The sequence below is a fragment of the Chryseobacterium oryctis genome (assembly GCF_025971925.1).
GTDB classification, from domain to species: domain Bacteria; phylum Bacteroidota; class Bacteroidia; order Flavobacteriales; family Weeksellaceae; genus Chryseobacterium; species Chryseobacterium oryctis.
The window spans coordinates 1-17,724 of the sequence record NZ_JAPDHV010000004.1 but is presented as its reverse complement, the minus strand read 5'-3'; the positions used below and the strand labels follow the sequence as shown (position 1 = coordinate 17,724).

Sequence of the window (17,724 nt, the reverse complement as noted above, 5' to 3'; positions counted from 1 at the left end):
ACTTATGATTTTATTAAACATCCATAATCTGAGTCTTCCTATTGAAGATCCTGTCCTTAAATTTTTATTGGTTCTTATCATCATACTAGCTGCACCCTTGCTATTAAATAAAATCAAGGTTCCTCACCTTTTGGGGCTCATTATTGCAGGAGCTGTAATAGGACCTAACGGTTTTAATATTTTATCCAGAGACAGCAGTATTGTAGTAACCGGAACCACCGGATTATTATACATCATGTTTCTCGCAGGTCTGGAAATAGATATGGGAGATTTCAAAAAAAATAAATGGAAAAGTCTCACATTCGGAATTTATACATTCCTTGCTCCATTCGTTATAGGGTTTATCGGTGGATATTATCTTTTAAACTTCTCTCTTCTTACTTCAGTATTATTTGCAAGTTTATTCTCTTCACATACCCTTATTGCCTATCCGTTATTGAGTAAATTAGGAATTGTAAAGAATCTTGCTGTAAATATTACAGTAGGAGGAACAATGATTACCGATATTCTTGCACTCTTGGTTCTTGCCATTATCGTAGGAATGTCACAAGGAAATGTAGGAACAGAATTTTGGGTAAAATTATCTATCTCTTTTATTGTTTTCAGTTTGGTTGTTCTTCTGCTGTTTCCTATAATAGGAAGATGGTTTTTCAAAAAAGTTGATGATAAGATTTCCCAGTATATTTTTGTATTAGTGATGATTTACCTTGCGGCTCTTTTGGCTGAACTTGCCAGTGTAGAGGCTATTATTGGAGCTTTCTTTGCTGGATTGGCATTAAACAGGCTTATTCCTCATACATCATCATTGATGAACCGTGTAGAATTTGTAGGAAACGCCATTTTTATCCCCTTTTTCCTGATCAGTGTAGGAATGTTGATTGATTTTAAAGTTTTTTTCAAAAGCTGGGAAACTCTCGGCGTAGCCGCCATTATGCTGATTGCTTCCATAGGAGGGAAATACCTTGCTGCTGTTGCTACCCAGAAAACATTCCGTTTAACCAAAGAGGAGGGAAAATTAATTTTCGGGTTAAGTTCTGCTTCTGCGGCAGCAACTTTAGCTTCCGTAATGGTTGGATATAATATCATCCTTTCCGAAACCGAAACCGGAGAACCCATAAGATTACTAAATGAGCACGTTCTTAATGGAAGTATTTTACTGATTCTCATCTCATGTACTATTTCATCATTTATTTCATTGTCCAGCGGACAGAAAATTGCGGAGAGTGACAATGAAGATACAGTTTCAGGAAACAATCATGAAGAAGAAAATATTCTTCTTGCCCTTAATTATGAAAAGACCGTTGAAAGAATGGTTAATTTGGCAATCTTGATAAAAGATCACGAGAATACAGAAAATATCTTTGCTCTGAATGTAATTAATGAAGACAAAAATGAATCTTCTGTAAAAAATGCTGAAAAACTACTTCATCAGGCTGTAGATATTGCAGCTTCTACAGATGTAAAATTACAAGCTTTTAAGCGTTATGATAATGATGTTGTAAATGGAATTAATAATGTTATCAAAGAGCAGAAAGCCACAGACCTCATTATAGGTCTTGAGGATGAAAAAGGCTTCTCCCCTTCTTTTGTATATAACCTATATAACGGATATCTTCAGAATGATGATGTAAATGTTATGGTTTACCATGCAGCACAACCACTTTCCACCGTTAAAAAATACGCAGTAATGATTCCTGAAAACGCTCACAGGGAAGCAGGATTTTTTCATGCCCTTTTAAGAGTCTGGAATATTGCTAGAAATTCTGGCGCTACGATGGTTTTCTATACTCCAGAGAATATTATGGAAATATTACAAAGAATTATTAAAAAAGCCAATATTGAAGCTGAATTCATTATTATGCAGACATGGCGTGACGGTGAAAAAACAGCATCACAATTGCAAGAAGACGAAGCTCTTATTGTTTTTATGGCTAAACGTGGAATGAGGTCTTATATTCCACAAATGAGATTTATACCTGAGTTCCTGAATAAATATCTGAATAATAATAACTATCTTTTAATTTTTCCTTTCTCTGAGTTTGACAAAAACAATCCTGAAATACGATCTGTGGGAAATCATGGAGATTTTATGGAAATAGGGAATATCATTAAGAAAATTTTCAAATAAAAAAGACTGGCGAGAAGGCCAGTCTTTTTTATATCTTTATAGCTTATTCAGCAATTACTCTTACCATTTCTTTTACTTTCACCAGCTTCTCCATCAATTCTTCTCTGGAATCTGCCAAAACATTGATGTGTCCCATTTTTCTACCTGGTTTGGTTTCTGTTTTTCCGTAAAGATGAACGTATGTTTCGGGCATTTTTAAAACCTCATCCATTCCTTCATAAATAACCTTTCCGGCATGTCCTTCTGCTCCAACAAGATTAAGCATTCCACTATAAACAATAGCATCTGTATCTGCTAAAGGAAAATTTTTCACCACTCTATACATCTGTTCAAACTGAGAATTGGCATTTCCTTCTTGACTTTGATGACCCGAATTATGCAATCTAGGAGCTGTTTCGTTTACCCAAACTTTCCCTTCTTTATCTAAAAACAATTCTATCGCAAAAAGTCCAGGAGAATCTACAGCAGATAAAAATTTTGAAGCAATAACGTTAATTTGATTTTCTACATCTTCTGATAAATCATCTACAGGACAAACATTAAAATCTAAAAGATTCAATTTAGGATCGGCTACCATTTCAGTCACAGGGAAAGCTTTGGTTTCTCCATTTTCATTTTTAGCAACGATTATTGAAAGTTCTTTATCAATATCTACCAATTTCTCAAGAACAGAATCTTGTAACCAAAGATTTTTCATGTCTTCATTGGTACGAATTACCTGAACTCCTTTTCCATCATATCCTCCTGTATTCATTTTCTGAACAAAAGGCAATGACATTTTTATTTCGTCTGAGCTTCCGTCCATCACTTCAAATTCTGGACTCGGAATTTCATGTTTTTGATAAAATTTTTTCTGTAAAATTTTCTGCTGAATGGTTTTGATAATTTGAGAATTAGGAACCACTTTTACTCCTTGATTTTCGAGTTCTGCTAAAGCCTCTGCATTTACGTGCTCAATTTCTATAGTCACAACATCTTTATCCTTCCCAAAATTCAGAACCGTTTCGTAATCATTGAAATTACCTTGAGTAAAATATGAGATATTATGGCAAGGGGCATCCGAAGCCGGATCCAGTGTGTAAAATTCATCATCGTACTTCAATGCTTCCTGAATCAGCATTCTTCCAAGCTGCCCTCCTCCTAAAATTCCTATTTTCATTTTTTTCTTTTTATTTCTTTTTAGATTTATTTATTTGATTTAAATTTTATCAATTTTCAGATATCCCAATCCCATAAAATTTTTCTGGTTTTCTACATCCGATTTTTCTAAAACTATAGAATATTTTTCTTTCATTTTTTGAGGAAGAATATCATTTACATTATAAATATCATCAATATCTACCCCATGTTTATCATCAATATGACTTACAGCACCTTCAAAACCCATTGTTTTATAAAACTCTGTTTCTTTCACTCTTTTCACCACCTCACCCATTGAGTTTCCTACCATTAAGTGTTGTTCATGAAATTCTTCAAAAAAGCCTTTTTTATACCCTCCTAAATTGATGAAAAACAACTGTTCTTCTGATGTTTTTGTTCCTTTTTCTACAATTTTAACAGCGTATCCATCAGCAAATTTTACTTCCTGATAAGCGTCCAAATGTATTTTCCCTTCTGCTTCTTTCCAAAAATCCTTTATATCCGGTACTAAATCTTTTAGATTTTCAGCAATTCCGAAAAAAACATCATGCTGTTCAATATTTCTTCCTTTCGGAGTTGCACCAAGAATAATATAAAATAATTTCAGCTCATTTTCCATGATGCAAAAATACATCAAAATTATCTTTTTTAAAGTTTTGGCAAAATAGTGCAATAGTTTTATATTTGTAACATGTCAGAAATCATTATTCTCTTTCTGGGGGCAGTTTCGGCAGGACTTTTAGGTTCACTGACCGGATTAGGAGGAGGAGTTATCATAATCCCTTTATTGACGCTGGGTTTTGGCGTTCCTATGCACTATGCAATTGGTGCTTCACTTATTTCCGTTATCGGTACTTCTTCAGGTGCTGCAGTTGCGTTTGTAAAAGAAGGTTTTACCAATATGAGAATCGGAATGTTTTTGGAGATTGCTACAACAGCAGGTGCCATTGTGGGAGCTTTGGTTTCAGGAGCATTAAACCCTAATACAATCGGGATTATTTTTGCCAGTATCCTGATTCTGACCGTTATTTTAAATTTGAAAGGAAAACCCGACCATCAGGAACCTTTAATCAAAGGAAGCCTTGAGGATAAATTAAAATTATACGGAACTTTTCCTGATAAAGGAGTTGTGAAAAGTTATGCTGCAAGAAACACGGTTCCGGGATTTTTGATGATGATGTTTGCCGGTGCAATGTCCGGGCTTTTAGGAATTGGTTCTGGAGCACTGAAAGTTTTAGCCATGGACAATATGATGAAACTTCCTTTCAAAGTTTCTACCACCACAAGTAATTTTATGATTGGCGTAACTGCTGTAGCAAGTGCCTTAATCTACTTTCAGAGAGGTGAAATTATCCCTGTAATTGTAGCTCCGGTATTAATAGGTGTGGTTGTAGGTAGTTTTATCGGTTCAAAAACATTGATGGTTTCAAAAACAAAAAAACTGAAAACCTTCTTTGCCATTGTTATCACTATTCTCTCAATCTACATGATGTATAACGGTATAAACAAAAACTTCAGATAATGAAAAAGAACTTCACAGATGTGGATCTGAACCGCTCCGTTGGAAATCTTCTGAGGTTGGGAGTTATTTTATCCGTTATCACTTCATTAATCGGTTTTATTAAATTATTCTCAGAAGGTTTTAAAATGCCTGAAAAATACTCAAGTCTTGCCATAGGTTCTTCTTCTGAAAAAATATGGGGTGAGTTTTGGAGATCTCTTTGTCAAGGAGAAGGTGTCGCAATTATCCAATTGGGAATCCTGATGTTGATTTTCACACCTTTAATGAGAATTATTTTTGCATTAATCGGATATTTAAAAGAAAAAGACTACGTTTATGTAGTCATCTCTTCTATTGTCTTAGCCATTATGGCAATAAGCTTCTTCACAGGTTACGCTCACTAAAAATTATTCTTCATAAAACTCTAAAGGTAACCGATCCGGATCTTGGGTAAAGAAAAATTCTTTATCTGTAAATTCATCTATTCTGATTTCTTCACAAGCTAAACCTTTTTCTACTAATTCTTTCCTTTTTTCATTTACATTTTTAACAGAAAAAGCCAAATGTCTTAATCCACAAGCTTCGGGACGCGATGCTCTTTGCGGAGGATTGGGAAAAGAAAATAATTCGATTACATAATGGTTATCAATCGCTAAATCTAGCTTGTAAGACTGTCTTTCCTTACGATACACCTCCCGAATGATATTTAATCCTAAAATTTCAGTATAAAATTTCTTTGAAACCTCATAATCTGAACAAATAATAGCAATATGATGAATTTTCATTTTTTTAAAATTAATTTATGTTCTCACAATTATCCTTTCTTCTTGTGTCAATAAGATATTGAATTTTCCATTCTTCATTTTGTTTAACCAACTGAAAACTATTAGCTCCACAATGCGAAAATTTTCCTTTATAATAAAACGAATAAGGAGTAAACACACTCGCAAGATTTCCGTCTACATGAATAGCTTCAATTGTTATTCTTTCGTCCAAATCATCTTTAGAAGTTTTTGAAATTGAAGAAATAAAATCTGTAATGCTATCTGTTTTTACAGTTCCGTCTTTTGTAATAGTCTGCAAAATTGCATTTTCTGTAAAGGAAGATTTCAATAAATCTGGATTCACATTCTTCATTGCCAGAAAAAGATTTTTAATTGGTTTTTCAATTTCTTGATTTTGCTGTTGCCCAAAACTAAAAACTCCTAAAAATGAAAAAGCCACACATAATTTATACATAAATATTGGGTTTAATATTCAATAAATATAAACAAAAAACGAGCTAAAATAGCTCGTTTTCTATATATGAATTAAAAATTGAATTAAAATCTCATCACATCCTTCACTACTCCATTATTTTGAGTATGCTGTAAAAGTTCAGCTTCAATAAAAGATTTAATTTTATCTTCAGAACCGTTATTAGGGAATAAAAGATGAACATTAGCTCCTGCATCTAACGTAAAAAACAAAGGCAATCTTGTTTTTTTTCTGAAATCCCAAATTTTATTAATCACTTCCAAGGTTCCTGTTTTCATCAAAATAAAAGCAGGTTCGCTCATCATCATCATTGCATGAAGTGTAAGCGCTTCATGTTCAACCAACTTAATAAAGCCTTCTAAATCTCCGTTTGCCAAAATCTCCTTCATCGGTGTAAAATTCTCTCTGGCTTCCAAAAATCTTCTTTCAGCATACGGATTGGTTTTCATCAAACCATGACCTACCGTTGAAGAAACACTTTTCTGACCTTCATGAATCAGTAAAACCCAGTCATTAAAATCTTTAAAAATCTCGTGAATTTCTTCATTTGGATATTGCACCGCAAATAAATCTGAACTCCCTTTCACCTGAGATTCTCCCCAAACAACTAAACCATTGTACAAACTTCTACAAGCACTTCCGCTTCCCAATCTTGCCAAAAACGATGCCTTCCTCAAAGATTCTTCTTCAGATTCTTTTCCTGAAAATACCTCATCCAATTTCATTAAACATTTTGCAATAGCTCCGAATCCTGAAGCAGAACTTGCAATTCCTGAACTGTGAGGAAATGTATTTTCTGTTTTAATGATATATTTTCCCTTTAAAATCCAAGGAAGATATTGCTCTATATTTTTGAAATACTTTTCAATTTTCTCTGCAAATTTCACTTCTTCGTTGCCACCTAAAAAAGTCTGAACTGAAAAAGGTTCATTCACAAAAAACTCCATTGTAGTATTGGTTTTACAATGATTCAGAGTATAACTAATACTCGGGTTTGCAGGAATCTGATTATCGTATTTCCCCCAATATTTAATCAAAGCAATATTTGACGGGCAACTTTCAGAAACCGTTTGTGTACTTATAATAAAATTTTCTTTTCCTAGAAACTCCTGTGTTGTCATAATTTAGTTTAAACACCAATTTTTGTGGTTTGGTTTATTAATACATCTTCTCAATAATATCTGCATATTTTTTGAGAACAACATTTCTTTTTATTTTGAGGGTAGGTGTAATTTCACCTGTATTAATTTCAAATTCAGCAGGCATTAAAGTGAATTTTTTCACTTTTTCAAAATCTGATAAGTGAACCTGAAACTCATTAACTTTTTCTTTATAAAAATCAATAACTTCCTTCTTCTGAACGATTTCTTCCCAATTGGTAAACGGAATATTATTTTTAGCCAAATGGTCTTTTAAAAACTCAAAATTCGGTACAATCAGTGCAGAAACAAATTGTTTTCCTTCTGCTATAAGAACGATTTGTTGAATGAAATTATTATTGGTTAAAAGATTTTCAATCTGTTGAGGCGCAATGTACTTCCCGTTGGAAGTTTTCATTAAATCTTTAATTCTGTCTGTAATGATAAGATTCCCTTTTTCATCAAATTTCCCCGCATCACCAGTTTTGAACCATCCGTCTTCTGTAAAAACGGCTTTTGTATCTTCAGGTTTATTATAATATCCTTTTGTGATACCATTTCCTCTTGCCTGAATCTCATCATTTTCACCAATACGAATTTCTACCCCCGGTAAAGGACGTCCACACGTTCCATGCTCGAAATGTTTAAGCGGAAAAGCCGTTAATGTTGCCGTAGTTTCGGTAAGACCATATCCCACCGTGATATGTATCCCCATCGCTTCAAATAACTTTGTAACTTCCGGAGAAACCGAAGCACCACCACAAGGTAAAAACCAAAGTCGGCCACCCATTTTTTCTTTCACCTTACTGAAAACCAATGCTTCCGCAACGGATTTTTTTATTTTTAATCCGAATGGGATTTGTTTTTCCAAGCTTCTCAACTCTCCTGCTTCAGAACCAACTTTCAGTGCCCAATCAAAGATTTTTTTCTTCAATGATGAACCTTCCTCTGCTTTATCTAAGACTCCGGCATATACTTTTTGGAAAAACCTAGGAACAGCACACATCATGGTTGGTTTTACCTCTTCCAAAGCACTAGAAATATCTTTCGGATTTTCAAGGAAATATACTCTTGCTCCACCGTACAAACAAAGCAAACTCCAACTTCTTTCGAAAACGTGAGTCAAAGGCAAGAAAGCCAAAGAAAGCTCTTCTTCGAAATTTTTAAACTTAAAATATTCAAAATGAGCATCAAAAGCCTTGATAAAATTTCCGTGTGTAAGCATTACACCTTTTGGCGTTCCTGTAGTTCCTGAAGTATAAATCAACGTTGCTACATCATCATATTCTTTCTTGCAGATTTCAAATTTCGGGGAAGATTTAGCAATAAAATCTTCCAGATAAAAGCTATTGAATTCTTTTTTAATCCAAACGGCTTTTTTAGAAATAATAATATTTTGAAGACTACTTCCTTTCTGTAAAATTTCAAGAGAAGCATCATATTGCATCTGATTTCCGACTAAAATAATTTTAGACTGAGAATCATTAATGATATATTCTGCCTGTTCCGCATTATTGGTAGAATAAATAGGAACTGTGATAGCCCCGATTGACATAATTGCCAAATCAAAAATCATCCATTCACCCGAATTATCAGCATAAATTGCTACTTTGTCGTTCTCTTCTACTCCTGCATTTTTTAATGCATTAGCTGTTTTGAAAATAATTTCACTAAATTTTTTCCAGCTCAGTTCTTTCCAGCCATCATCTTTCTTCTTAAAACCAATTGCTGATTTTACAGGGTGTTTTTCTACATTTTTGATGATAATTGCTTCTGCAAGATTCATTTCTTCAGCTTTTTGTCGTTAATATAATTGTTAAGATGAAAATCAATACTTTCCTCAACAGGAATGAATTGATAATTCAGTCTTTCTTTTATTTTTTCATTTGATATAATATTTAGTGATGAAATGGCTTCTATATTTGATTTTGTAATAATTCTGAGTGAAGGAATCAACCATCCGAAAAGCGTATTTGCCAACCTTCCCATATTCAGTTGAAATTTGGATAATATTTTAGCTTCTTTCAAACCTAATTTTCGTCTGATTTGTTGTCCTAATTTTGCATATTTTTTATTTTCAGAAACAATGATAAAACGTTCTCCGAAAATATTTTTTTCCATTAACTGAACACTTATCGCTGCGACATCTCTTACATCTACATAACTCGTTCCTCCTGAAAAAGTAAAACTGTTTTTTTCAAATGTCGGAAAAATGTCTCCACTACTATTTCCCCAGTTACCGCTTCCGATAATCATTCCGGGATTGATGATAATGGTATTCAGACCTTCTGCAGATGCTCTCCAAACTTCCATTTCGGATAAATGCTTTGAAATTGCATAGGCAGAATGTTCTATTTTGGGATTAAAATCAGACTCTTCATCCAATTCTCCTTTTTCATTAAAATTATCAAGAACAGCGATGGAACTTATATGTAAAAATTTTGTAACTGTTGAGCCTTCACAAGCAAAAAGCAGATTTTCGGTACCTTTAATATTGGTATGGTACATCTCTTTTTCATCTTTCGGGTGGAAACTTACCTTTGCAGCACAATGATAAACTTCTTCCACACCTTTCAAAGCATTTTGAAGAGAGTCAATATCATCAAAATTCACGTCCACCCATTCAATTTTACCAAAAATCTCGTCCGGATTTTGAACATAAAACCGAAAGGAATGCAGTACTTCATTCAAATTGCTTGTCGGTCTTTTGGCAGCACGTACTTTTTTCCCTTTTTTCAAAAGTTCCAAAACTATTATTCTTCCTAAAATTCCGGTTGCGCCCGTTACAAAAACCATCAAATTATATTTCTACTTGATTGTTGACTAAATTATGACAATATTTTCTAATCGGCAATTCATTAAAAATCACCCGAAAATAGCAACTGCAAATTTGCGATTTTTCGAGGAGAATTCAACCCTATTTTACTAATAATATGAAAATTAATTCAATATTTTACAAAACAAAAACCTTTCGGAAAGAAAGGTTTTACATTATATATCTTTTAAGCTAAAATTATTCTTATGCCAAGACTACATTATCCCTTCTCGGAGCCTTGTCACACAAAACATCTGCAATGCTTTTGGAAATGAGATTTCCTTCGGTAAGATTATCCAACCAGAAAAATTCTCCGGCTGCATTTATTTCAATAAAATAATATTCGTCTTGAGGAGATACAATAATATCTAATGCGCCATAATCTACATTATAAACATCTAAAAGCTCCAAAACTTTATCTTCAACATCTTTCGGAAGTTGGGTTTGCTTCCATTTATCAATTAAATTCACCCCATCTTTTCTCCAATCTACTTTAGCTTCATCAAACTGTTGAGAATCAATTTCAAAAGCAAAAACATCACGACCTACAACCGTCACACGAAACTCTCTTTTCTTCTCAATCATTTTTTGAAACTGCATTGGACAATAAAGTAAACTATCCAATTCGTCTAACTTTTCTTCATTTACAACATTTGTAAAGACAACATTTTCTACCCCATCTTCATAAATTGCAAAACCTGTCTGCATTTTCGCAACAACATTTTTATGTTTTAATATAAACTTCTTGGCTTCATCGGCACTGTTTGTGATGCAGGTTTCAGGAACTTTCAACCCGATTTTATCGGCAATTTTCAGTTGTTCTTCTTTACTATCTAATCTTCTGTACACACTAGGCTTACCCAAAGAATACACATCTATTGACTCTAAAAATCCGAAAAGTGTATTTCTAATTTCTCCCATCGCTGCACCATAAAATTTAGGCTCAAGCTCATCTTTCAAACCTCTTCCGATATTGTAAGCTCTTCTGTACCAAACTGCGGAAATATCATCTAATCGATGTTTAGCATCAGTAGTTTCAAGAAAAGTTTCCCATTTCCCGTTTTGAAAAGATGTTGTAAGTTTATTATTTAGAGGATACAGGTCAACATCAAAACGAATAACTTCACATTCATTTTGAGCAATATATTCTGTTACTTTCTCTATTGAAAAATTATCTGCTGTATGAGTTATAATTAAGATTTTATTCATTGGTATTCATTCTTTTTATAAGATTATCTGCTATTCTTTGCGCAATGGGAAAACCAAGTTCTTTTTGAAGCATTCCCCACTCTCCCTGAGGATTTACTTCAAGAAAATAATATTCTCCGTCTTTTCCTTTAATCATATCAATTGCTCCGAAATACAATCCCATTTCTTGCATCATTGAGGCAAGGTTTTTCTCAATATTTTCCGGTAACTGATATTCTGACCAAAAGTAATTTCCTTGGGCGACTCTCCAATCTGCATTGTCACTGTTATTAATTTTACCTGTAAAAAAATCTCCGTCTACATAGGTAATTCTTAATTCATATTCTTTATCTATGTAAGGTTGAAAAATCATAGGACAATACATAATATCTGATATAAATTCTAAATTTTCTTCCTGTATAATAGTGGTAGAAAGCAGATTTTCGCCACTCATAGATTTGGTAAGAACTCCATGAAGTTTGGCTATTGCTTTTCCGTTACATACATCGCTAAAAAAGTGTCTAATTTCACTTTCATCATTCGAAAAAATCGTTTCAGGAATAGTTAAATTATTTCTTTTTGCAATCTTTAGTTGATACATTTTATTAATATCTATTTTTTCTTCAAGATCTAAAGGATTTATCCAAGGAATGTCTTGTAAAATCGTCAACAAATTATTTCGAAGAGATACATATTCTTTAAGAAATATCTTTTCAAAATTTTCGTCCAACTCTTCCGGAACGGAAATCTTCCATGATTTACGATGCCAAACACCTTTTACATCTTTAGAATTGAGACAGTTTCCAAACTCATCAATAAGAGTAAATGAATCATGATTTATACTTATCTTCTGAAGATGATTGAGTCTATCGGAATTGAGCCTGAAATATGGTATATTTTGAGATTGTAAGTACTCAAAGAAAATATCAACATTATAAAAATCTTGAGAATGAGTGATACAAAGAATCATTAACAGTTCATTTATTAAAAAAGGAAACTTAGAACTAAGCTTCCTTTCTTATAGTTTTTAATATTATTTTATATCTACGCTATAATCAATAATTATTTTATTCTGCATACTTTACATCATCATCTCCATCAGAAGGATATTTCTGAGTATGTTCCAAATCCAAAGTCGGTCTTGTTACAGAATCATATTCAGGAATTGTTACTGTGTCCTTTAGAGGAAGAGTTGTAGAACCCCCTGTTACAGTTGCAGAATCTTTAATTTGCTTTTCTAGAAATGAAGCAAAAAATGGCTTTTTCTTCGAGTTTTTGTTTTTCATGTTTAAGTTATTAGTTATAAATTGTTATTAATTAGACAGTCTGAGTGTCTTCATCTCCGTCAGAAGGATATTTCATTGTTACATTATCCCCTCCTGGTTTTGTAACATTATCTGCTAAAACAGAAGTTACATTATCCAATAGAACAGAAGTAATACCTCCTCCCTGAACTCCTTTTGGCTCTTTAACTTGTTTCTCTAAAAACGAAGCAAAGAATGGCTTTTTTGAATTTTTCTTTTCCATTTTTTCAATATTTAATGATTAACGATGACTAAAATATCAAAAAAAATTCACTCAACGAAGAAAAATTAAATTTTTAAGAAAATTTTAACTATTTAACAACAATAAAAACATTATATTAACTTAATTCTAAAAATAACTTAATAACATTAGCAAAATCAACAGGATTTTCTGCCTGAACCCAATGTCCTGCATTTTTCACAGTTACAATTTTCGCTTTTGGAAATTGTTGTTTAATAGCATACTCATCCTGGGGTAAAATATAATTTGATTTCTCACCCGCAATAAACAACGTTTCACCTTCAAAAACACCAAATTTTATTGCATTTGAGACAAATTCAGCATATTTTTCGGATAATGTTTTAAGATTAAACCTCCAATTCAATTTCTTATTATCATCCCAATACAGATTTTTAGCTAAAAACTGAATTGTTGATTTTTCAGGAATATATTGAGTTAAAACAGCTTCAACTTCATTTCTTGAATTAACAGTATTAAAATCCACACTTTCCAGAGCCTTAATAACACCTTGATGATGTGGAGGATATGCTTTTGGAGAAATATCTACAACAATCAGTTTTTCAACCATATTAGGATACCTTATAGCAAACTGCATCACAGCTTTCCCACCCAAAGAATGCCCCAAAATATGAGCTTTTTGAATTCCGTAATGATTCATATAATTAGCGATATCATCAGCCAAATCATCATGAGACATACTTTCAGAATGAAAACTCCTCCCATGATTTCTCAAATCAATAAGATGAACAGGCAAAAACTCTCCTAAATCTTTACCAAAGCTCCCCCAATTATCAAGCATTCCGAATAATCCGTGAAATACCAAGAGCGGTGTAGACGAAAGATTTTCGCCAAATATTTTTGAATGTAAAATTTCCATATTTTTTTTATAAGATATTAAAAATCAAAAGTCAAGAAATTACTTTAACTTCTAATTTTCCCATTTTGCCAATCTCTTCAGATAAGCCTGAACCGTATTTTCCAATCCCATATAAAGAGCCTCGGAAATCAAAGCATGACCAATAGAAACTTCCAATAAATTCGGGATATTATCCGCAAAATATTTTAAATTCTCTAGGCTCAAATCATGTCCCGCATTTAAACCTAATCCAAAATCCGTGGCTACAACTGCTGTATCATAATATGGTTTAATAGCCTGTTCTTTATTTAATAAATAATTCTTAGCATAAGCTTCCGTATAAAGCTCAATTCTATCAGCTCCGGTTTTTGCAGCATTTTCTACTAATTCAGGATTAGGATCAAGGAAAATCGAAGTTCTGATTCCAGCATTTTTAAACTCGGCAATAATTTCTGTAAGAAAACTTAAGTGCTTTATGGTATCCCAACCCGCATTAGAAGTAATAGCATCATCCGCATCCGGAACCAAAGTTACCTGCTCTGGCTTTATCTCCAAAACCATGTCAACAAATGAACGATGAGGATTTCCTTCAATATTAAACTCTGTTGTTATCAAAGGCTTCAGATCATAAACATCTTTTCTTGTTATATGCCTTTCATCAGGTCTTGGATGAATTGTTATTCCCTGTCCGCCAAACTCCTGAATCTTCATTGCAGCTTCCGTCACACTTGGCGTTTCACCTCCTCTCGCATTTCTTAATGTTGCAATTTTATTAATATTTACACTTAATTTTGTCATGATACAAAAATAAAAAAAACCCAACTCAAAGTGGGTTTTTAAGTCAAATATTTTCAATTATACTTTTACACTTACCTGCATCACTTGTAAGTCAAATTCTTTTGACGCAACAAGCAAGTGATCAAAAATATCTGCCTGAATTTGCTCAAAATGTTCCCACTTAGAATCGTTAGCAAAACAATAAATTTCTAAAGGTAGACCCTGTGGAGTTATTTCAAGTTGGCGAACCATCATCTTTCCTTCTTTATCAACATCAGGATCGTTTTCAATATATTTTTGTGCGTAATATCTAAAAACACCAATATTGGTAAGCTGACTTCCGTTTACAATTTTATCTTTATGCTTCAGGTTTTCTTTTTCTTTTTTCAATTCACTCTCTTTTCTTTCGAGATATTCTGAAATCAGATTAATTTCCTTTAAACGCCCAATATCTTCATCTGTTAAAAATTTGAATGAATTGATATTAAAATAGATTGACTTCTTGATACGCCTTGTATTAGACTCAGACATCACCTGTAAGTTTTTAATCTCTGTTGTTAAAAAATCATAGGTCGGAATGGTAGAAATTGTTTTATCAAAATTTTGAATTTTCGTTGTTAAAAGACTAATATCCAAAATATTTCCTTCAATATTATATTTAGGAATCCCAATCCAATCACCAACTTTCATGTTTTTTGAAGTTGCCACATGAATCCCTGTTACAAAACCCAAAATAGTATCTCTGAAAACTAAAACCAAAACAGCCGTAATAGCTCCTAGACTTCCAAGAATAGTACCTCCTTTTATCCCAAAAACAATACAAATACCTACGATTGAAAAAATAAATATTCCGAAAATCTTCACTGTTTCAGAAATAGCATTCAAAGCCATTATTTTATAATAATCCTGCTTAATTATAAAATAGTTTCTAAATGCTGACAACGCCCTATAAAGCAAACCCGCTAAAACTAATACAATTGCAAGATCTATAATCCTTTCTAAAAAAGCAAAGCTTTTTCTATGCCTCCAGAAAATGGAATACAATGCATAACTTCCAAAACCCAATGCAATCAAATGACTTAAAGAATTAGTCATTCTTGATTGATAAATTGATTTTAAAATAGGAAATCTCTCTTTATTAAAAAATAGTTTAAACCCACCATTTATAACAAATTTCAAGATTACATCTATTAAATAGACAAGAATTGCAAGAAAAAGAAATTTCAGCAATATCTGAAGTGGCAAAACGAAATCATTATGCACATTATCTTTTATAAAATAATGGATTACATCACTAAAGTTTTCTAGAAAATTTTTGGTATCTTGTATTTCGTCTTTCATTAAAACAAATTTAGGAAAATTAGACTTGATTTTACATTACTAACATTAAATTTCATTAGCAATTTCCATCCCAAAGAATTAGACTTTAAAACAAATTTTCTTTTTCATATCTTGCATTATAATTAAAAAAAATGGACACTACATTAATTAATATACTTTGCCTTATACTATTATTCATAGGAATATTAGGAACTTTCTTACCTGTTTTACCCGGGTTATTATTAAGTATCTGTGGGTTATTAATCTACAAATTCGGGACAGATGCAGATTTATCCATTTTATACATTTGGGTTTTTGGAGCTTTAACTCTCTTTTCTGTAGTTTTAAGCTATGTAATCCCGGCAAAAACAACTAAAAAATACGGAGGAACCCGTTGGGGAAGCATCGGCTCTATCATCGGAACCATTGTCGGAATATTTTTACCCATTCCATTAGGTTTCTTAGCGGGAATGTTTGCCGGAGTTTTTATTGGAGAATTACTTCACGACAGCAAAGACATGAAAAAAGCCTGGAAATCAACAAAAGGAGCACTAATTGGCTTTATTTACGGAACAGGATTTAGTTTTGTAGTTGGTGTGGCAATGTTTTTGGTAGTATTACTAGATATACTTAACGTTATTTAATAACAAAATCATGATACACAAAACCATTATATTCAGTTTAGGATTATTAACCTTAGCGAATTGCAATGCTCAAAAGGAAACAAAAATCCTCACCAATACTTCAGCTTCACAAACACAATCAACACCTACCAATAAAGAAAACGAAATTATCTATTTTAAGGAAGGTGAAAATAAATTTTTGAAGCAATACGATATGAACGTCACTTTCAAAGACGTTTCCGAAGACAGCAGATGCCCAACTGACGTTCAGTGTATCTGGGCAGGAGTTGCTGTTGCTAATATTGAAGTAATGGGACTTTCTACCCGACCTGTCACTCTCAATCTTGCTACAATGGATAACACCAGCCGAAACCTCTCCAAATCAGCCCAATTTAACGGATATACAATCTCACTGAGAGAAGTAACACCTTATCCGAACTTCAAAGACGGAGCAGGTGCCTTAAAAGGAAAATATCAAATAGGAATTTCCATCAAAAAGACAGAAGAAAAACCTACCATGAAATAGGCTTCTTTCCTTTGGAAACCAAATATTCATTAATTTTTGAAAATGGTTTACTTCCAAAAAAACCTCTGTATACAGAAAACGGAGAAGGATGTGCCGATTTCAAAACAAAATGCTTAGTCGAATCTATGAGTTCGGCTTTTTTTTGCGCAAAAGCTCCCCACAAAACAAATACTACATTTTCTTTTTTATCCGAAATTTCTTTAATAATAAAATTAGTAAACCTTTCCCAACCCAAATCTTTATGAGAATTCGGGGAATGTGCACGAACCGTTAAAGTTGCATTCAACAGCAAAACCCCTTGTTTTCCCCAATCATCCAATTCTTTTGAAGTTCTTACGATTCCCAAATCATCCTTTAATTCGATAAAAATATTTTTAAGAGAAGGTGGTGCTGTAACCTGCTCAGAAACCGAAAAACACAAACCGTTCGCCTGAAAGTCATTATGATAAGGATCCTGACCAATAATTACAACTTCCACCTCATCAAAAGGTGTGATTTCTAACGCTCTGAAAATCTGATTTTTCGATGGAAAAACTTTTGTGGTAGCATATTCTTGCTTTACTTTCTCCCAAAGAGTTGTAAAGTATTCTGTATTTTTTATCGGGGTTAAAATTTCTGTCCAAGTCATGATGCAAAAATAATTAATAATAAAGAATATAAGAAACATTCTATCAATCCTTCCTGTTTAAAAATCAATTATATCTTAAACTTCTAAAAGATATTAAACTACACCACTTCTACTATAATTTAACTTTTCACATTCATATCAGCAAAAAAAAGCGCGTGACTTTCATCACAAATTTTGAGGCTCTTCTTTGCATGATTTATTTTTTTAACAATTTCTTTTCAGAATAAAAATCATAAAGTTCAACTTCGTCAAAAATAAATATTAAAAATAATATTAAAAAT

Annotated in this window: 20 protein-coding genes; 5 read left to right on the top strand and 15 right to left on the bottom strand. The window is 32.7% G+C overall.

Annotated elements, in window-relative coordinates; all coding sequences use genetic code 11:
- Nucleotides 1-4 precede the first annotated feature (4 nt).
- Complete coding sequence (locus OH806_RS09770; protein ID WP_264743495.1) at nucleotides 5-2,128, top strand: cation:proton antiporter; 2,124 nt, start codon at nucleotides 5-7, stop codon at nucleotides 2,126-2,128.
- Nucleotides 2,129-2,171: 43 nt separating this feature from the next.
- Here OH806_RS09770 and OH806_RS09765 read toward each other — a convergent pair whose 3' ends face one another.
- Both OH806_RS09765 and OH806_RS09760 read right to left on the bottom strand, forming a co-directional pair.
- On the bottom strand, nucleotides 2,172-3,287 hold the full coding sequence (locus OH806_RS09765; protein WP_264743494.1) for a 5-(carboxyamino)imidazole ribonucleotide synthase: 1,116 nt from the start codon (nucleotides 3,285-3,287) through the stop codon (nucleotides 2,172-2,174).
- Between the two features lie 39 nt (nucleotides 3,288-3,326).
- Nucleotides 3,327-3,875 carry a DUF1543 domain-containing protein gene (locus tag OH806_RS09760; RefSeq protein ID WP_264743852.1) on the bottom strand — a complete coding sequence of 183 codons (549 nt, stop codon included), beginning with the start codon at nucleotides 3,873-3,875 and terminating at the stop codon, nucleotides 3,327-3,329.
- 84 nt (nucleotides 3,876-3,959) lie between these two features.
- Between OH806_RS09760 and OH806_RS09755 the strand changes: the two genes are divergently transcribed.
- Both OH806_RS09755 and OH806_RS09750 read left to right on the top strand, forming a co-directional pair.
- Nucleotides 3,960-4,790, top strand: a complete 831-nt coding sequence (locus OH806_RS09755; RefSeq protein ID WP_264743493.1) for a sulfite exporter TauE/SafE family protein — start codon at nucleotides 3,960-3,962, stop codon at nucleotides 4,788-4,790.
- Nucleotides 4,790-5,173 carry a DUF1634 domain-containing protein gene (locus tag OH806_RS09750; RefSeq protein WP_264743492.1) on the top strand — a complete coding sequence of 128 codons (384 nt, stop codon included), beginning with the start codon at nucleotides 4,790-4,792 and terminating at the stop codon, nucleotides 5,171-5,173. Before OH806_RS09755 ends, OH806_RS09750 begins: the two co-directional genes overlap by 1 nt.
- 3 nt (nucleotides 5,174-5,176) lie before the next feature.
- On the opposite strand, the gene gloA2 is transcribed toward OH806_RS09750, so the two are convergent.
- The 12 genes from gloA2 to OH806_RS09690 form a co-directional block, all read right to left on the bottom strand.
- Nucleotides 5,177-5,554: an SMU1112c/YaeR family gloxylase I-like metalloprotein gene (gloA2, locus tag OH806_RS09745; protein WP_264743491.1), complete on the bottom strand. Its 378-nt coding sequence runs from the start codon at nucleotides 5,552-5,554 to the stop codon at nucleotides 5,177-5,179.
- 10 nt (nucleotides 5,555-5,564) lie between these two features.
- The gene (locus OH806_RS09740) at nucleotides 5,565-6,008 is read right to left on the bottom strand and encodes a nuclear transport factor 2 family protein (RefSeq protein WP_264743490.1); all 444 of its coding nucleotides are present in this window, start codon (nucleotides 6,006-6,008) and stop codon (nucleotides 5,565-5,567) included.
- A gap of 83 nt (nucleotides 6,009-6,091) precedes the next feature.
- A complete protein-coding gene (locus OH806_RS09735; RefSeq protein WP_264743489.1) occupies nucleotides 6,092-7,147 on the bottom strand; it encodes a diphosphomevalonate decarboxylase in 1,056 nt (351 codons plus the stop codon).
- A gap of 37 nt (nucleotides 7,148-7,184) precedes the next feature.
- Nucleotides 7,185-8,951, bottom strand: a complete 1,767-nt coding sequence (locus OH806_RS09730; protein ID WP_264743488.1) for an AMP-dependent synthetase/ligase — start codon at nucleotides 8,949-8,951, stop codon at nucleotides 7,185-7,187.
- Nucleotides 8,948-9,961: an NAD-dependent epimerase/dehydratase family protein gene (locus OH806_RS09725; protein ID WP_264743487.1), complete on the bottom strand. Its 1,014-nt coding sequence runs from the start codon at nucleotides 9,959-9,961 to the stop codon at nucleotides 8,948-8,950. The genes OH806_RS09730 and OH806_RS09725 overlap by 4 nt, the downstream gene beginning before the upstream one ends.
- A 223-nt stretch (nucleotides 9,962-10,184) precedes the next feature.
- Nucleotides 10,185-11,189: an MvdC/MvdD family ATP grasp protein gene (locus OH806_RS09720; protein ID WP_264743486.1), complete on the bottom strand. Its 1,005-nt coding sequence runs from the start codon at nucleotides 11,187-11,189 to the stop codon at nucleotides 10,185-10,187.
- Nucleotides 11,182-12,138, bottom strand: a complete 957-nt coding sequence (locus OH806_RS09715) for an MvdC/MvdD family ATP grasp protein (protein WP_264743485.1) — start codon at nucleotides 12,136-12,138, stop codon at nucleotides 11,182-11,184. The genes OH806_RS09720 and OH806_RS09715 overlap by 8 nt, the downstream gene beginning before the upstream one ends.
- Nucleotides 12,139-12,235: 97 nt before the next feature.
- Entirely contained in the window at nucleotides 12,236-12,454 is a 219-nt protein-coding gene (locus OH806_RS09710) for a microviridin/marinostatin family tricyclic proteinase inhibitor (RefSeq protein WP_406567620.1), read from the bottom strand.
- A 31-nt stretch (nucleotides 12,455-12,485) separates the two neighbouring features.
- Nucleotides 12,486-12,695 carry a microviridin/marinostatin family tricyclic proteinase inhibitor gene (locus OH806_RS09705; protein ID WP_264743484.1) on the bottom strand — a complete coding sequence of 70 codons (210 nt, stop codon included), beginning with the start codon at nucleotides 12,693-12,695 and terminating at the stop codon, nucleotides 12,486-12,488.
- 115 nt (nucleotides 12,696-12,810) lie between these two features.
- Nucleotides 12,811-13,590 carry an alpha/beta fold hydrolase gene (locus tag OH806_RS09700; RefSeq protein ID WP_264743483.1) on the bottom strand — a complete coding sequence of 260 codons (780 nt, stop codon included), beginning with the start codon at nucleotides 13,588-13,590 and terminating at the stop codon, nucleotides 12,811-12,813.
- Between the two features lie 51 nt (nucleotides 13,591-13,641).
- Nucleotides 13,642-14,367 carry a pyridoxine 5'-phosphate synthase gene (locus OH806_RS09695; protein WP_264743482.1) on the bottom strand — a complete coding sequence of 242 codons (726 nt, stop codon included), beginning with the start codon at nucleotides 14,365-14,367 and terminating at the stop codon, nucleotides 13,642-13,644.
- Between the two features lie 57 nt (nucleotides 14,368-14,424).
- Entirely contained in the window at nucleotides 14,425-15,687 is a 1,263-nt protein-coding gene (locus OH806_RS09690; RefSeq protein ID WP_264743481.1) for a mechanosensitive ion channel family protein, read from the bottom strand.
- Nucleotides 15,688-15,818: 131 nt separating this feature from the next.
- Between OH806_RS09690 and OH806_RS09685 the strand changes: the two genes are divergently transcribed.
- Together OH806_RS09685 and OH806_RS09680 are read left to right on the top strand one after the other, a co-directional pair.
- Nucleotides 15,819-16,310 carry a DUF456 domain-containing protein gene (locus OH806_RS09685; RefSeq protein WP_264743480.1) on the top strand — a complete coding sequence of 164 codons (492 nt, stop codon included), beginning with the start codon at nucleotides 15,819-15,821 and terminating at the stop codon, nucleotides 16,308-16,310.
- A 10-nt stretch (nucleotides 16,311-16,320) separates the two neighbouring features.
- Entirely contained in the window at nucleotides 16,321-16,815 is a 495-nt protein-coding gene (locus tag OH806_RS09680; protein WP_264743479.1) for a hypothetical protein, read from the top strand.
- Here OH806_RS09680 and OH806_RS09675 read toward each other — a convergent pair.
- Nucleotides 16,802-17,443 carry a uracil-DNA glycosylase gene (locus tag OH806_RS09675; RefSeq protein WP_264743478.1) on the bottom strand — a complete coding sequence of 214 codons (642 nt, stop codon included), beginning with the start codon at nucleotides 17,441-17,443 and terminating at the stop codon, nucleotides 16,802-16,804. The genes OH806_RS09680 and OH806_RS09675 overlap by 14 nt on opposite strands.
- Nucleotides 17,444-17,724 lie beyond the last annotated feature (281 nt).

Bases quoted from the DNA above. Each gene is read 5' to 3' on its own strand.
- OH806_RS09750 (WP_264743492.1), top strand. From the start codon at position 4,790: ATGAAAAAGAACTTCACAGATGTGGATCTGAACCGCTCCGTTGGAAAT.
- OH806_RS09680 (WP_264743479.1), top strand. From the start codon at position 16,321: ATGATACACAAAACCATTATATTCAGTTTAGGATTATTAACCTTAGCG.
- OH806_RS09705 (WP_264743484.1), bottom strand. From the start codon at position 12,695: ATGGAAAAGAAAAATTCAAAAAAGCCATTCTTTGCTTCGTTTTTAGAG.
- OH806_RS09700 (WP_264743483.1), bottom strand. From the start codon at position 13,590: ATGGAAATTTTACATTCAAAAATATTTGGCGAAAATCTTTCGTCTACA.
- OH806_RS09740 (WP_264743490.1), bottom strand. From the start codon at position 6,008: ATGTATAAATTATGTGTGGCTTTTTCATTTTTAGGAGTTTTTAGTTTT.
- OH806_RS09765 (WP_264743494.1), bottom strand. From the start codon at position 3,287: ATGAAAATAGGAATTTTAGGAGGAGGGCAGCTTGGAAGAATGCTGATT.
- OH806_RS09725 (WP_264743487.1), bottom strand. From the start codon at position 9,961: ATGGTTTTTGTAACGGGCGCAACCGGAATTTTAGGAAGAATAATAGTT.
- OH806_RS09770 (WP_264743495.1), top strand. From the start codon at position 5: ATGATTTTATTAAACATCCATAATCTGAGTCTTCCTATTGAAGATCCT.
- OH806_RS09755 (WP_264743493.1), top strand. From the start codon at position 3,960: ATGTCAGAAATCATTATTCTCTTTCTGGGGGCAGTTTCGGCAGGACTT.
- OH806_RS09715 (WP_264743485.1), bottom strand. From the start codon at position 12,138: ATGATTCTTTGTATCACTCATTCTCAAGATTTTTATAATGTTGATATT.
- OH806_RS09695 (WP_264743482.1), bottom strand. From the start codon at position 14,367: ATGACAAAATTAAGTGTAAATATTAATAAAATTGCAACATTAAGAAAT.
- OH806_RS09730 (WP_264743488.1), bottom strand. From the start codon at position 8,951: ATGAATCTTGCAGAAGCAATTATCATCAAAAATGTAGAAAAACACCCT.
- OH806_RS09735 (WP_264743489.1), bottom strand. From the start codon at position 7,147: ATGACAACACAGGAGTTTCTAGGAAAAGAAAATTTTATTATAAGTACA.
- OH806_RS09690 (WP_264743481.1), bottom strand. From the start codon at position 15,687: ATGAAAGACGAAATACAAGATACCAAAAATTTTCTAGAAAACTTTAGT.
- OH806_RS09720 (WP_264743486.1), bottom strand. From the start codon at position 11,189: ATGAATAAAATCTTAATTATAACTCATACAGCAGATAATTTTTCAATA.
- OH806_RS09685 (WP_264743480.1), top strand. From the start codon at position 15,819: ATGGACACTACATTAATTAATATACTTTGCCTTATACTATTATTCATA.
- gloA2 (WP_264743491.1), bottom strand. From the start codon at position 5,554: ATGAAAATTCATCATATTGCTATTATTTGTTCAGATTATGAGGTTTCA.
- OH806_RS09710 (WP_406567620.1), bottom strand. From the start codon at position 12,454: ATGAAAAACAAAAACTCGAAGAAAAAGCCATTTTTTGCTTCATTTCTA.
- OH806_RS09675 (WP_264743478.1), bottom strand. From the start codon at position 17,443: ATGACTTGGACAGAAATTTTAACCCCGATAAAAAATACAGAATACTTT.